Origin of the sequence: Paractinoplanes toevensis, from assembly GCF_018332695.1 — a bacterium.
Taxonomy (GTDB): Bacteria; Actinomycetota; Actinomycetes; order Mycobacteriales; family Micromonosporaceae; genus Actinoplanes; species Actinoplanes toevensis.
Genome location: NZ_BOQN01000007.1, coordinates 16,033 through 25,505 on the forward strand (window position 1 = coordinate 16,033; position 9,473 = coordinate 25,505).

Here is a 9,473-nt window from a genome sequence, read left to right on the forward strand (position 1 = left end):
GTTAGCTGTCTCCTTCGTTCTCGGCGGCCACCAGGTAGGAGGCGGCCAGCGTGTGCACGGCGGCTTCGCGGGCGTCCTCCACGCACCACCCGGAAGCCACCAGCAGGTCGATCACAGCGTTCAGGTGCAGCAGGCCGATCTGCTCCTTCGCCCAGTCCAGGCGGGCGGCAACCTCGGCAGTGGGGGAATCCAGGAGGTCCATCACGGCTTCGCCTCCCGCCGCGAGACGGCCACCAGAGCAGCCTCCGTGAGCTGCCAGATCTGCGGCTCGAACTCGACCGGAAGCCGCAACCAGCCTTCGGCAGCGAGACGCAGCCACCAGCGCGGATCGGATCGCCGATCTACACCGGCCGGCATGCGGTCTGGAGAGGTCTGCATCTCTCGCGGCTCGACAGCCGCCCCTGTCGTAGGGTCATAGCGCTGCACCTGCACATACAGGGTGATGTGCCCGTCGCGGATGTCACGCAAGGTGCGGTACAGGTCGGGCGTCATTGATCCTCCAGCCCTTCGAGCAGGTCGTGCGGGACGTAGCCGTCCGCAGTCAGGTGGATCTCCCCGCTGGCGATCAGCGTGCCGATCGCGTCAGCGAGATACCGCGACGTCGGCAGCACCTCGAACTCCGGCACCAGATCGGCCAGAGTGCGGTGGCCGGCCTGGATGAGGCGCAGCACCGCGGCGGGGGAGATGTCGGCGTAACTCACCAGAGGTCTCCGTGGCACCAGCACCCGCACTCGCGGTCGCATGGTTGACGCGGATCGCCGAGGCAGAACTCGTCGTGCCGCGGTTCGTCGTCGACCTCATCGCTTCTAGGGATCATGCCCATGGCGGCGTACTGGCCGCCGAGACGGGCCATCGCGTTGAGGATCTCGCCGTTCACAGCAGGCCCGCTTCCATCGCCTCGTAGGCGGTGCGCCCGTTCGACTCAACCCGCGGCGCCCAATGCTCGGCCACTTCCAGAGCGAGCTTCTCGTCGAAGCGCAGGGCCGCTCTGGCGTCAGGCGACCACTCGCCGTTGGGGACGAGGTAGTAGCCGCAGTGGATGAGTACCCACTCGTCGGTGCTGCCCTTGCGCTGGACCTTGATGGCGAAGTGGCGCCACAGGGAGTGACCCTCCGGGATTGTGCAGATCGCGTGCTCGGTGATCACAGCGCCACCTTCCTGATCTCCCGGTCCAGGTGTGCCGCCAGCCATTCCGTGTCGTACGCGGCGAAAACCTCGGCCTCATCTAGCGCGGCGACGATCGCAGGTACACCCTTGTCGGATGCCTGAATGACATCCGTGACGATCTGATCGAAGACCTCTGCGGTCAGAAACGCGGTCGCGGTGCCGAACAGGCTGTCCGAGACGGCAGTACGGACCTGCTGGTTGCTCACGCGTCTGCCTCGAACCGCGGCATCGGCGAGCCGGGCACCGCGAACCGCTTGACCAGCCCTGCGCCGGCCAGCTCGTGCAGCGTCATCCGCAGCTTGCCTGAGGTGTGGTTGACGCCGAAGTGCTCGGCGAGCTTGAGGATGTTGTCGTTGCCGTCGCGGATGGCAGCCAGCACGGACGCCTCAGTGATGTCGTCGATGCTCACGGGGGTCAGCTCCACTCGGCAGTCGCCGTCGTGTCGGTGGCCGGCTCCGCAGCCGACGTAGCGGAGCACGTAGTCCTGCCGCAGGTGCACCAGCGCGACCATCACCCAGCGCGGGTCGATGATGTCGCCGTGGCGTTCCAGGATCTCCCGGACGGTCAGCGGGCTGTCGGACAGGTCGGCGCAGATGGCCGCCTCGAGGTCTCTCGTCTGGCTTGGCATCAGTTGAACACCGCCAGCTGCTCGCCGAGCGCGTACACGGCGTCGGCGTAGTGCAGCCAGCCGAGCAGCGTCTCCGGTTCTTCCGGGCCCGCGTCCTCGTTGGCCAGATACCAGCGCACACCTGCCGGGTAGCCGTCCTTGCGGGCAGTCTCGTCGTCGCGGACGAGGACCATCCAGTCGTCCCGGATGACCAGGATCAGCTTGGTGCCGTCGGGCGGCTCGGCGGCAGCAAAGGTGGACTTGTCGGTCTGCATGGGAGTCCTTTCAGTTCTCGAGCTCTTTGGTGGCGTCCAGCACTGCCTTCTCTGCGGTCAGGTAGTCGCCGGTGACGGGCTCAAGCTGGACGTGGTCATAGGTCTTCAAATCCCAGACGGTGTGGCCGGCCAGTCCCGGACCGGTCGTGTCGGCCAGGTCGACGGGGCGGATCCAACCGCGGATGACCAGCTCCCCGTCGCACACGGTTTCGACCCGGCAGGAGCGCCGCCTGCCCGCGCCGGTCCAGTGGCGGGCTGGTTTCGGCGGGGCAGGCGGCGGGTCGTTGAGCATCAGATGTCGGCCACGCGCTGGGCGAGGCAGGCGTCGTGCAGGTACACGAGCGGGTGGTGTCGTTGACGTCCCCGTCGTACGGGTCCGGCACCCAGCGGAGGCCGGTGGAGTCGCCCGGGCAGTAGGCGGAGCCGTACTCTGCGCACTGGTCGCCCACCAGGTCGGCGTCGACCACGTCCAGCAGGTCCAGATCCTGAGTCACGACTACTCCGAGGGCTCGGTGGAGGATGGGATGCCTTCAGTGTAGTGGCCACCCACTACACACTCAATGCCTGGTCAGGTGAACCACCCGTCCGAACATCCGGATTCGGAGGGGTGCCCACTACAGTGAGATCCGTGGAGGACCCAAGCGCCGAAGTGGCAGCCGCACTCAACCAGCCCACCCGGGCTGAACAAGCCAAAGCCCTCGCTGAAGTCCTCAACCAGATCCCCTCGTTCGCCGCCTACGTCCGGTCACTTCGACAGGACGTCGTCCGTCGGATGCACGAGGACGACGACATGAGCTGGGCAGAGATCGGCGACGCGATAGGTCAACACCGCACCCGGGCTGCGCAGATCGCAAGGGGAGTGGCCGGCGGAAGCAAGAAGAAGAACCCGCCACCGGAGTAGCAGGGCCTTCCATCAGTGCGCCACGGCCAGCTTGTCGGCGACCGCCCGCGCGTGCAGGAACACGTGCTCCTCCCCGTCCTTGAAAACCGTCACCCCGTCTTTCCAGAGGGTGTAGCTGGCGTCCTCGAACACCAGCGGCTCCCGGTGGTCGTCGAAGTGCACGGTGACCCGGTTGGCGTGCTCGTGGGCCATCAGCCGGCCTGCCGGTCGTCCCGCTTGCCCGCGCTCTCACGCAGCAGGTCGGCGAACAGTTGGGCCGCCAGCGGCAGCTCGATCACGGGCTGCTTGGCGCGTCGGATAGTCTTCATGTCGCTCCTTAACAGGGGAGATTGATGGCCGTGCCGGTTTCGTCGACCAGGGCACGGCCTTCTTCATTCAGTCGCGGCAGGACGCCCGCACTAGGGCTATCGTCTCCGCGGTCAGTTCCGGGCTCGCCGGGGTGAGCGGCGCGTAGTCGAACTCGACCTGATCCCACGGACGGGGCTGGCCGATGCCGTTCTGACTGTGCGGCTCGAAGACCGGCCCATCGGTTCGGGGATACCAGCTGCTGCCGGCGAACAGCGCGTACTGCGGCGCCGGGCAGTCGTCGACCCGGACCCACGTGGCGCCGAACTTGTCGACCCAGCCGGTCAGGTTGTCGGGCTCACGCACGCGGATCACGCCCTGCCCGATACTCGGCGGCTTCCGCCCGCAACGATTCCGGCGTGGACGACGCGAACGCGCGCACCAGCCCGGAGCGCCCCATCCGGTCGGCCAAGGTTTCCAGCAGGTCCGCCATGCGTGCGCCCACCGCGAACCGGTCCGCGTCGTCCGGGTCGAACTGGCGCTGGAGGTCGCAGATCTCCACCCATTCGCCGGACGACGCGGACCACTCGCGGAGATGCTCGACGACGTTCACCGCCGCTCCCCGATGACGATCGAGTCGACGTCCCCGACCCGGATCCGGTGCGTGCCGAACGGCAGCCGCTCGTCCGGATGCGACACCTGCCACCGGGCCAGCTGCTCCTGCCACGACAGCACCTCCATGTGAGCGGCACTGCCAGCCGGGACCATCCCGCCGAACACTCCGCCGTCACGGGTGCCGATCATCACTTCCACCATGGCGGTCAACGGGGGTCTCCGATCAGCGAATGGATCGCCTCGTCAGCGGTGGCGTGGAAGGTCCTCGACCCGTTTTGGTCGTCCGCGAAGTAGCCGGAACCGTCGCCTTTGCTCCACACCCATCCGCAACGACCGGGCGAATCAGGAGGGAGCATGACCGCAAGGTCACCCTGAGCCTGCATCTGCACTCGCGGGTCGCTGTCGTAGGCGGTCACTGCGGCTCCCCGATCAGCGAGCGGATCGCCTCGTCGGCGGTCGCATGCTCGGTAGCCGGCTCACCCGGATGGTGCAGGTCGGCGACGAACACGTCACCGCGGCGGCGCACCTCCGGCGCCAGGTCGCCGTCGGTCAGCTCGTCGAGATGCTCCCCGACCAGCCACATGTCCGGGCCTACGGAACGGACGCGCGGGTCATTGTCGTAGGCGGTCACCATGCCGGGCCACCGTTCGCATACTCGCCGAGCGGCACACCTTGATCGTCGGTCACCGCGAACGAGACACCGGACGGCGCGTTGGCGGCCAGCGTGCCCGCTTTTCGGCGGGCCTCGTCGTCGTCGGCTGCCCGGATCGGTTCACCAGGCCAGGAACTGCTGCCGTTGTTCACGGTCACCGGATAGTTGCGGTCGCTCATCGAAGGAACTCCTTGCCCGCGCCCGGGCCGCCCCAGATCTCCGCCAGGGCCGCCTTGTCGGCGGCGGGCGCTGACCGGATGTCCTTGAGGATGAGCCTGCGGTCGCCGCCTGCTTCTCCGTTGCGGGCACGCTCGTTGACGTCCCGGCCGAGCATCCGTTGCGCATCGGTGAGCGTGTCGAAGCCAGCGGTGTCGTCGTGAGTGTCGTAGGTGTAGCTCATGGTTTCTCCTCCGCCGGTCCGTCTGACCAGCCACCGGGGCCGCGAGCCCGGGGGAAGCGCCGCACGGGGGTACGGCAGGCTCGCGACCTGGGAAGCCGGTCAGACGCCGACCCGGACCTGCACCTCGGTGATGTCCCCGGCCGTGATGTTGGTGGTGCCGTGGCCGGTGTCGAGCGTGATGAAGTCGTTGGGGCGCTGCACCTTCCAGGACTGCCAGTTGTCGCGGATCTGCAAAGCGAACGCGTAGCTGGCAGTGCCGGTCTGGCCGAAGCCGACGTGCCGACCGCCGTCGGCCAGGCTGATCTCAATGGCGTAGTCCTGCATAGTCAGTTCCTCGATCCGGTCAGTTCACGACGCACACCGGCCCGCAGCAGCAGGTCACACACCTGAACGGCGGTCTCGCGGGTGGCATGGTCACGGCGCGCCGCCTCGATCGCGTTGTAGTCGCCCATCTGCGGCAGGCGGGCCTGCACGTACTCGTCCAGGAGTCGGTCGAGATGGGCGGCCAAGTCCGGGCTCACGAGAACAGCCCGATCTGGTCGGGATGCGGCTCGTACGGGTCCGGCTCGGCGTCTTCGTCTTCGTCGTCCCAGCCGTGCAGGGCGTGGTGCACACCGCGCTGGGTGGTCGCCTTGGCCACCTCGGCCGGGTTGCCGATACGAAGGCTCCAGCACAATTCACCGACAGCGTCCGCCATGGTCGCGGGGGCGTACTGCTGGCCGCCGTAGAACTCAGGCGCGCCCAGCGGCAGGAGTTCAAGCCGCACCAGCTCGCGGTTGCGGGCTTCGACGCTGCCGTAAGGGCCGATGATGTTGGTGAAGTCCAGGGAGTCGCTGGACATGTAGTCGATCAGGCGGATCGCCGGGCGCGTGTCGCTCACCGAGCCACCTGCTCCCGCTGGACGGCCGGCGTGTGGCCTTGCGGGCAACGCCCGTCCTCAAGCTCCTCACGGCACTCACCGCAGATCCGTCGGCGTTTACGGCCCTGCTGGTCGGTCTGGAACCAACGGTCGTTCGACGTCGAGTACTCGGTGTTCACGAGACACACCCGAGCACGGTCAGCGGCTCACCGAACACGGCACCGCAGTTCGGGCAGGCGTGCCCGCCTGTCGCAGAGAACTCGGTCATGGCGAGATCGCACGGCCCGCAGACGGGGATGCCGCGGTGACCGTCCCACTCCACCTCGAGACCGCCCGGGTTGACCGCCCGGTCGCCCGGGTTCAGCTCCAGCGGCGACGTCCACGGGTTCACGTAGCGGGGCTCAGTCATGGCAGCCACACCCGACGTTGATTTCGGAGGCGTCGCGGATGCGGGCCGGATCGCCCAAGCGGGCTGCGCACGGACGGCAGCAGGGCACCACATGGCCCTGCTCGTTGCGGACACCGACCACGTCAGTTCCCCAGTACTCGGGGGCATCGTCCGGGTGAAGCCAGCACAGACGCTTGTGGGTGGCGGTCATCAGGCGGCCCTCCGCCCGCGGCCGGTCAGGAAGTACAGGTCCACGCTTTCGTAGCCCTGCGGGGCAGCCACCTGCTCGGCGACCATGACCCGGGAATGGGTTTGTCCGGGACGCTGGTCACGGCGGGCCTTCGCGAGGCGCGTCATGACGACGCCTCCAGGACACCGCGCACCGTGAGGGTGTCCACAGCCACACCGTCGTGACTCAAGGCCGCGGCGAGTTCGGCGGCAGTGAAGTTCGGGTACCGCTCGGCCTCGTCGAGGATCCGCACCCGGGTTGCGTCGTCTACGGTCGGAGGGTTGTCCAGGGGGCGCCGTTCGATGCGGGTGCGCCAGCGAGGCAGCGGCGGGCCGTCCATGTAGGTCATGTCAGACCTCCCGCATGGAGTGCTCGATGGCCCGACGGTCCGCTGAGCCACGCGACGGACGACGCTCGCGGCGGCGCAGGGTCTCGTCGGCCGGCGGCAGCGGCTCGCCGATCGGCTGGGTGCGGGCGTAGTTGGCAACCAGGGCGGCGAACTCGCCGTCGAAGTCAAACTCGTCGGCGGTGGCCAGGATGGAAATGGACATCGGAACTCCTTGCGCAGGTAAGTAAGGCAGACGATCAGCGCTGAAACGGGTGCTTCCACCAGTCGCACAGGTCCTGCGTCCAACCCTCCGGCTGGGCAGAGATGCGACACTCGTCCAGCAGCAACGGAGAGCCGGTGGCCGGGTTGTAACCCACGTACCGGTCCGCCAATGCGGGGAAGCCGCCCGGGTGGGCCACCGTCGCCACCGTTCGCGTGGCACCGGCGGTCTGTACCACCGGCCCGGCCGCCAGCAGGCGATCGCTGAGCGGGATCAGCGTGCCGTCATCTACGCGCTGCCACAGCGCCCGGCACGTGTTGGCCAGCGCGCCCGGCAGGTCGTCGTCGGCGATCAGACCGGCGGAGAAGGTGGCGTCTTCGGCAAGCTGTACCGCGTAGCAGACCGCAGACGTCCAGGGGTCCAGTTCCAGCGCGAACGTGATGATCGCGGTGATGCAGTCCCGCTCAACCAGGCCGTACGGCACCTGGTTCGGCAAGGTCACCTCGCCGCGGGCCAGCAGGTCGGCCGCTTCGTCGAGCAGCGCAGGGTTCACGTTGCCGGTGAGGAATTCGGCGGGGCGGTTACCCCGGCAGACGGCCACGTCGATGGGGTGATTCCGGGTGGGACAGTCGTCGCGGATCACGATGACGCTGGGCTTTTCCGGGCCGAAGTCGAGCCCGATCATGGCGAGCTGGTCAGGCTGGCCGAACATGCCGGTCGGACGCTCGGTAAGGCGACGCTCGGCCAGCGCGTAGATGTCTTCAAGAACGGCGGTGCTCATCGGGTGGCTCCCATCAGGGATTCGGTCACGGGCTGGAAGGTGAACCGGGCTCGAAGGTCCGGCGCGTCGACCTCGACCGCATCACCGCAGGTAAGCCGGTACAGCTCCACCTGCCAGAGCCGGACAACACCCGGTGCGGGCGCGTTGCCGATGGTCAGCAGGCCGTGGTCGGAGTCGAGGCGGACACGGTGCCCACGCTTGATCGCGTCGACCTCCACGCTGGTCAAGGTGACGGTGTGGTGCTTCACGGCTTGCTCCTCGAGGCGAACATGTCGTGCTCGTTGCGTGCCACCGTGACCTCGACGTCCGGGTCGACACGGAAGAAACCGAGGGAGGTGTCCAGCCAGAGCCGGCTGCCCTCGTAGTAGGACTCGGTTTGGACGCGGGCGTACTCGCCGGACGCGATCACACGGGTGGTCTCGTCCGTCTCGGCGAACGGCGGCAACTGGGCCAGGTCGAACAGGTCGCCGTAGCGCAGTTCCTGGACGCGGGTCATGCGAGCGCCTCCCGTCCCGCGTCGGTCAGCTCCACGACCGGGCCGTACTGCGCCAGCAGCTCGGCGAGGATCAGGTTCCGCAGTCGGTGTGCGGTGAACGCGTCCGTCTCGATGCCGCTGATGAAGAACGCGCCGTGCACGTAGGTGACGAACTCCTGGTTGACCGTGCGGAGCAGGTCCAGGTCGTCGGCGGTCAGCGGGGCGGTCACCGGGCACCATCCAGGCGCAGCAGCACAGCCGTGTGGTCGTCGTTGGGTCCCTCGGCGTTCAGCCCGGCGGCCTGCAGTGCGGCAACGAGAAGGTCGGCCAGGTCCGGCTGGCGGTGGTTGAACGACCACCAGATCTCCCGGACCGGGCTGTTGTCGTGCCGGTAGCGCAGCACGCCTGACTGATCCCAGTCGGCGCCGTGGTGCTCGACCGCACCCACATGAGTGCCTACCCACCGGTCCGTGCCGGCGGTGGCGGCGGCCCGCTTGTAGGCGTTGAGGTCGTCCTCACCGACACCGGTCGAACCGTGCAGGCCGACGACGACTGCCACACCACGGTCGCGGAGGTAGTCCGTGGCCAGGTTGAGGCGCTCGCGGTCCATGCTCATCGCATCGCTCTCGGGATGCTGACGCCACGGGCGATGGCGTCCTGCAGGAGGGTGGTGATCCTCGCCGCAACCTGCAGGCTGACCTCGTGTTCGCCCAGGAAGATGCCGGTGCGTCCGCCACGCTCGTCGTGGAACAGGGCGATCTCCACGTCTTTGCCGTACAGGTCGGTGACGGTCTCGGCGGGCTCGGCGTGGAAGCCGGGGTCACCGGTGCTGTGGTCGAGGGCGCAGTCGATCGGGCAGGCCAGGGCAGGGGCGGTCATCGCACACCCGCCGTCCGGAACGTGTTGCGCACGGTTTGCGCGTCGGCCCAGGTGATCCGCAGCCAGTCCGCAACGTCGCCGACGAACGCGGCCAGCAGGCGGGGGAGCGTGAACTGCGGGTTCGCCTGGAGCTGGGTCAGGAGCCAGTGCTGGCCGGCGGGCGGCAGCAGGTTCACGACCCGGGAAGCGCGGCGCGGGGTGAGGCCGGCGGCCGTGAGCTGGTGGTGGAGGTTGTCGGCGAGCTTCGTGGATGTTGCCACGGGTCCTCCGGAAGTCGATTCCGGCCGGAGCAGGGGGAGAGTCCGCGCCTGCCACCGGCCGGAAGCTTGGTGGCTGAATGCCTGCCTCCACACAAGCACGCTTGTAGCAACTTGTAAAGCACTTGTAAGTCAACTGTGCTAGATTTGCGGCG

32 protein-coding genes are annotated in these 9,473 nt (G+C 68.1%); 1 reads left to right on the plus strand and 31 read right to left on the minus strand.

Features of this window, described 5'->3' with window-relative positions; all coding sequences use genetic code 11:
- Position 1 precedes the first annotated feature (1 nt).
- From Ato02nite_RS02960 to Ato02nite_RS03000, 9 genes are read right to left on the minus strand one after another with little or no spacing between them, the layout of a single operon-like run.
- Positions 2-202: a hypothetical protein gene (locus tag Ato02nite_RS02960; protein ID WP_213004782.1), complete on the minus strand. Its 201-nt coding sequence runs from the start codon at positions 200-202 to the stop codon at positions 2-4.
- The gene (locus tag Ato02nite_RS02965; protein WP_213004783.1) at positions 202-492 is read right to left on the minus strand and encodes a hypothetical protein; all 291 of its coding nucleotides are present in this window, start codon (positions 490-492) and stop codon (positions 202-204) included. The genes Ato02nite_RS02960 and Ato02nite_RS02965 overlap by 1 nt, the downstream gene beginning before the upstream one ends.
- The gene (locus Ato02nite_RS02970; protein WP_213004784.1) at positions 489-701 is read right to left on the minus strand and encodes a hypothetical protein; all 213 of its coding nucleotides are present in this window, start codon (positions 699-701) and stop codon (positions 489-491) included. Before Ato02nite_RS02970 ends, Ato02nite_RS02965 begins: the two co-directional genes overlap by 4 nt.
- Positions 698-877, minus strand: coding sequence for a hypothetical protein (locus tag Ato02nite_RS02975; RefSeq protein WP_213004785.1), 180 nt, complete (start codon positions 875-877; stop codon positions 698-700). Before Ato02nite_RS02975 ends, Ato02nite_RS02970 begins: the two co-directional genes overlap by 4 nt.
- Complete coding sequence (locus Ato02nite_RS02980; protein ID WP_213004786.1) at positions 874-1,146, minus strand: hypothetical protein; 273 nt, start codon at positions 1,144-1,146, stop codon at positions 874-876. Before Ato02nite_RS02980 ends, Ato02nite_RS02975 begins: the two co-directional genes overlap by 4 nt.
- On the minus strand, positions 1,143-1,373 hold the full coding sequence (locus Ato02nite_RS02985; RefSeq protein WP_213004787.1) for a hypothetical protein: 231 nt from the start codon (positions 1,371-1,373) through the stop codon (positions 1,143-1,145). Before Ato02nite_RS02985 ends, Ato02nite_RS02980 begins: the two co-directional genes overlap by 4 nt.
- Positions 1,370-1,795, minus strand: a complete 426-nt coding sequence (locus Ato02nite_RS02990) for a hypothetical protein (RefSeq protein WP_213004788.1) — start codon at positions 1,793-1,795, stop codon at positions 1,370-1,372. The genes Ato02nite_RS02985 and Ato02nite_RS02990 overlap by 4 nt, the downstream gene beginning before the upstream one ends.
- Positions 1,795-2,049 carry a hypothetical protein gene (locus Ato02nite_RS02995; RefSeq protein WP_213004789.1) on the minus strand — a complete coding sequence of 85 codons (255 nt, stop codon included), beginning with the start codon at positions 2,047-2,049 and terminating at the stop codon, positions 1,795-1,797. Before Ato02nite_RS02995 ends, Ato02nite_RS02990 begins: the two co-directional genes overlap by 1 nt.
- A 10-nt stretch (positions 2,050-2,059) precedes the next feature.
- Positions 2,060-2,341: a hypothetical protein gene (locus tag Ato02nite_RS03000; RefSeq protein WP_213004790.1), complete on the minus strand. Its 282-nt coding sequence runs from the start codon at positions 2,339-2,341 to the stop codon at positions 2,060-2,062.
- 336 nt (positions 2,342-2,677) lie between these two features.
- Here Ato02nite_RS03000 and Ato02nite_RS03005 point away from each other — a divergent pair, with 336 nt between their 5' ends.
- Positions 2,678-2,950 carry a hypothetical protein gene (locus Ato02nite_RS03005; RefSeq protein WP_213004791.1) on the plus strand — a complete coding sequence of 91 codons (273 nt, stop codon included), beginning with the start codon at positions 2,678-2,680 and terminating at the stop codon, positions 2,948-2,950.
- A 12-nt stretch (positions 2,951-2,962) separates the two neighbouring features.
- On the opposite strand, the gene Ato02nite_RS03010 is transcribed toward Ato02nite_RS03005, so the two are convergent.
- The 22 genes from Ato02nite_RS03010 to Ato02nite_RS03115 form a co-directional block, all read right to left on the minus strand.
- Complete coding sequence (locus Ato02nite_RS03010; protein WP_213004792.1) at positions 2,963-3,142, minus strand: hypothetical protein; 180 nt, start codon at positions 3,140-3,142, stop codon at positions 2,963-2,965.
- Between the two features lie 183 nt (positions 3,143-3,325).
- Complete coding sequence (locus Ato02nite_RS03015; protein WP_213004793.1) at positions 3,326-3,601, minus strand: hypothetical protein; 276 nt, start codon at positions 3,599-3,601, stop codon at positions 3,326-3,328.
- Positions 3,594-3,848: a hypothetical protein gene (locus tag Ato02nite_RS03020; protein ID WP_213004794.1), complete on the minus strand. Its 255-nt coding sequence runs from the start codon at positions 3,846-3,848 to the stop codon at positions 3,594-3,596. The genes Ato02nite_RS03015 and Ato02nite_RS03020 overlap by 8 nt, the downstream gene beginning before the upstream one ends.
- The gene (locus Ato02nite_RS03025) at positions 3,845-4,039 is read right to left on the minus strand and encodes a hypothetical protein (RefSeq protein WP_213004795.1); all 195 of its coding nucleotides are present in this window, start codon (positions 4,037-4,039) and stop codon (positions 3,845-3,847) included. Before Ato02nite_RS03025 ends, Ato02nite_RS03020 begins: the two co-directional genes overlap by 4 nt.
- Positions 4,040-4,056: 17 nt before the next feature.
- The gene (locus Ato02nite_RS03030) at positions 4,057-4,266 is read right to left on the minus strand and encodes a hypothetical protein (protein ID WP_213004796.1); all 210 of its coding nucleotides are present in this window, start codon (positions 4,264-4,266) and stop codon (positions 4,057-4,059) included.
- Positions 4,263-4,484 (minus strand): hypothetical protein, encoded by a 222-nt coding sequence (locus Ato02nite_RS03035; protein ID WP_213004797.1) that lies wholly within the window; start codon positions 4,482-4,484, stop codon positions 4,263-4,265. The genes Ato02nite_RS03030 and Ato02nite_RS03035 overlap by 4 nt, the downstream gene beginning before the upstream one ends.
- Complete coding sequence (locus Ato02nite_RS03040) at positions 4,478-4,681, minus strand: hypothetical protein (protein ID WP_213004798.1); 204 nt, start codon at positions 4,679-4,681, stop codon at positions 4,478-4,480. Before Ato02nite_RS03040 ends, Ato02nite_RS03035 begins: the two co-directional genes overlap by 7 nt.
- Entirely contained in the window at positions 4,678-4,902 is a 225-nt protein-coding gene (locus Ato02nite_RS03045; protein ID WP_213004799.1) for a hypothetical protein, read from the minus strand. Before Ato02nite_RS03045 ends, Ato02nite_RS03040 begins: the two co-directional genes overlap by 4 nt.
- Before the next feature lie 99 nt (positions 4,903-5,001).
- Positions 5,002-5,226: a hypothetical protein gene (locus Ato02nite_RS03050; protein ID WP_213004800.1), complete on the minus strand. Its 225-nt coding sequence runs from the start codon at positions 5,224-5,226 to the stop codon at positions 5,002-5,004.
- A gap of 2 nt (positions 5,227-5,228) precedes the next feature.
- Positions 5,229-5,423: a hypothetical protein gene (locus Ato02nite_RS03055; RefSeq protein WP_213004801.1), complete on the minus strand. Its 195-nt coding sequence runs from the start codon at positions 5,421-5,423 to the stop codon at positions 5,229-5,231.
- Positions 5,420-5,782 carry a hypothetical protein gene (locus tag Ato02nite_RS03060; RefSeq protein WP_213004802.1) on the minus strand — a complete coding sequence of 121 codons (363 nt, stop codon included), beginning with the start codon at positions 5,780-5,782 and terminating at the stop codon, positions 5,420-5,422. The genes Ato02nite_RS03055 and Ato02nite_RS03060 overlap by 4 nt, the downstream gene beginning before the upstream one ends.
- A 154-nt stretch (positions 5,783-5,936) precedes the next feature.
- Positions 5,937-6,170, minus strand: a complete 234-nt coding sequence (locus tag Ato02nite_RS03065; RefSeq protein WP_213004803.1) for a hypothetical protein — start codon at positions 6,168-6,170, stop codon at positions 5,937-5,939.
- A gap of 189 nt (positions 6,171-6,359) precedes the next feature.
- A complete protein-coding gene (locus Ato02nite_RS03070; protein WP_213004804.1) occupies positions 6,360-6,506 on the minus strand; it encodes a hypothetical protein in 147 nt (48 codons plus the stop codon).
- Positions 6,503-6,727: a hypothetical protein gene (locus tag Ato02nite_RS03075; RefSeq protein ID WP_213004805.1), complete on the minus strand. Its 225-nt coding sequence runs from the start codon at positions 6,725-6,727 to the stop codon at positions 6,503-6,505. The genes Ato02nite_RS03070 and Ato02nite_RS03075 overlap by 4 nt, the downstream gene beginning before the upstream one ends.
- Position 6,728: 1 nt before the next feature.
- Positions 6,729-6,929 carry a hypothetical protein gene (locus tag Ato02nite_RS03080; protein ID WP_213004806.1) on the minus strand — a complete coding sequence of 67 codons (201 nt, stop codon included), beginning with the start codon at positions 6,927-6,929 and terminating at the stop codon, positions 6,729-6,731.
- 34 nt (positions 6,930-6,963) lie between these two features.
- Positions 6,964-7,707: a hypothetical protein gene (locus tag Ato02nite_RS03085; RefSeq protein WP_213004807.1), complete on the minus strand. Its 744-nt coding sequence runs from the start codon at positions 7,705-7,707 to the stop codon at positions 6,964-6,966.
- On the minus strand, positions 7,704-7,955 hold the full coding sequence (locus tag Ato02nite_RS03090) for a hypothetical protein (RefSeq protein WP_213004808.1): 252 nt from the start codon (positions 7,953-7,955) through the stop codon (positions 7,704-7,706). Before Ato02nite_RS03090 ends, Ato02nite_RS03085 begins: the two co-directional genes overlap by 4 nt.
- Entirely contained in the window at positions 7,952-8,203 is a 252-nt protein-coding gene (locus tag Ato02nite_RS03095; protein WP_213004809.1) for a hypothetical protein, read from the minus strand. The genes Ato02nite_RS03090 and Ato02nite_RS03095 overlap by 4 nt, the downstream gene beginning before the upstream one ends.
- Positions 8,200-8,412, minus strand: coding sequence for a hypothetical protein (locus Ato02nite_RS03100; RefSeq protein WP_213004810.1), 213 nt, complete (start codon positions 8,410-8,412; stop codon positions 8,200-8,202). The genes Ato02nite_RS03095 and Ato02nite_RS03100 overlap by 4 nt, the downstream gene beginning before the upstream one ends.
- A complete protein-coding gene (locus tag Ato02nite_RS03105; RefSeq protein ID WP_213004811.1) occupies positions 8,409-8,798 on the minus strand; it encodes a hypothetical protein in 390 nt (129 codons plus the stop codon). Before Ato02nite_RS03105 ends, Ato02nite_RS03100 begins: the two co-directional genes overlap by 4 nt.
- Positions 8,795-9,061 carry a hypothetical protein gene (locus tag Ato02nite_RS03110; RefSeq protein WP_213004812.1) on the minus strand — a complete coding sequence of 89 codons (267 nt, stop codon included), beginning with the start codon at positions 9,059-9,061 and terminating at the stop codon, positions 8,795-8,797. The genes Ato02nite_RS03105 and Ato02nite_RS03110 overlap by 4 nt, the downstream gene beginning before the upstream one ends.
- On the minus strand, positions 9,058-9,321 hold the full coding sequence (locus tag Ato02nite_RS03115; RefSeq protein WP_213004813.1) for a hypothetical protein: 264 nt from the start codon (positions 9,319-9,321) through the stop codon (positions 9,058-9,060). The genes Ato02nite_RS03110 and Ato02nite_RS03115 overlap by 4 nt, the downstream gene beginning before the upstream one ends.
- Positions 9,322-9,473 lie beyond the last annotated feature (152 nt).

Excerpts from the sequence above, each read along its gene's own strand:
- Ato02nite_RS02960 (WP_213004782.1), bottom strand. The coding sequence starts at position 202 with ATGGACCTCCTGGATTCCCCCACTGCCGAGGTTGCCGCCCGCCTGGAC.
- Ato02nite_RS02965 (WP_213004783.1), bottom strand. The coding sequence starts at position 492 with ATGACGCCCGACCTGTACCGCACCTTGCGTGACATCCGCGACGGGCAC.
- Ato02nite_RS02990 (WP_213004788.1), bottom strand. The coding sequence starts at position 1,795 with ATGCCAAGCCAGACGAGAGACCTCGAGGCGGCCATCTGCGCCGACCTG.
- Ato02nite_RS02995 (WP_213004789.1), bottom strand. The coding sequence starts at position 2,049 with ATGCAGACCGACAAGTCCACCTTTGCTGCCGCCGAGCCGCCCGACGGC.
- Ato02nite_RS03000 (WP_213004790.1), bottom strand. The coding sequence starts at position 2,341 with ATGCTCAACGACCCGCCGCCTGCCCCGCCGAAACCAGCCCGCCACTGG.
- Ato02nite_RS03010 (WP_213004792.1), bottom strand. The coding sequence starts at position 3,142 with ATGGCCCACGAGCACGCCAACCGGGTCACCGTGCACTTCGACGACCAC.
- Ato02nite_RS03025 (WP_213004795.1), bottom strand. The coding sequence starts at position 4,039 with ATGATCGGCACCCGTGACGGCGGAGTGTTCGGCGGGATGGTCCCGGCT.
- Ato02nite_RS03035 (WP_213004797.1), bottom strand. The coding sequence starts at position 4,484 with ATGGTGACCGCCTACGACAATGACCCGCGCGTCCGTTCCGTAGGCCCG.
- Ato02nite_RS03040 (WP_213004798.1), bottom strand. The coding sequence starts at position 4,681 with ATGAGCGACCGCAACTATCCGGTGACCGTGAACAACGGCAGCAGTTCC.
- Ato02nite_RS03045 (WP_213004799.1), bottom strand. The coding sequence starts at position 4,902 with ATGAGCTACACCTACGACACTCACGACGACACCGCTGGCTTCGACACG.
- Ato02nite_RS03050 (WP_213004800.1), bottom strand. The coding sequence starts at position 5,226 with ATGCAGGACTACGCCATTGAGATCAGCCTGGCCGACGGCGGTCGGCAC.
- Ato02nite_RS03065 (WP_213004803.1), bottom strand. The coding sequence starts at position 6,170 with ATGACTGAGCCCCGCTACGTGAACCCGTGGACGTCGCCGCTGGAGCTG.
- Ato02nite_RS03070 (WP_213004804.1), bottom strand. The coding sequence starts at position 6,506 with ATGACGCGCCTCGCGAAGGCCCGCCGTGACCAGCGTCCCGGACAAACC.
- Ato02nite_RS03075 (WP_213004805.1), bottom strand. The coding sequence starts at position 6,727 with ATGACCTACATGGACGGCCCGCCGCTGCCTCGCTGGCGCACCCGCATC.
- Ato02nite_RS03080 (WP_213004806.1), bottom strand. The coding sequence starts at position 6,929 with ATGTCCATTTCCATCCTGGCCACCGCCGACGAGTTTGACTTCGACGGC.
- Ato02nite_RS03085 (WP_213004807.1), bottom strand. The coding sequence starts at position 7,707 with ATGAGCACCGCCGTTCTTGAAGACATCTACGCGCTGGCCGAGCGTCGC.
- Ato02nite_RS03095 (WP_213004809.1), bottom strand. The coding sequence starts at position 8,203 with ATGACCCGCGTCCAGGAACTGCGCTACGGCGACCTGTTCGACCTGGCC.
- Ato02nite_RS03105 (WP_213004811.1), bottom strand. The coding sequence starts at position 8,798 with ATGAGCATGGACCGCGAGCGCCTCAACCTGGCCACGGACTACCTCCGC.
- Ato02nite_RS03110 (WP_213004812.1), bottom strand. The coding sequence starts at position 9,061 with ATGACCGCCCCTGCCCTGGCCTGCCCGATCGACTGCGCCCTCGACCAC.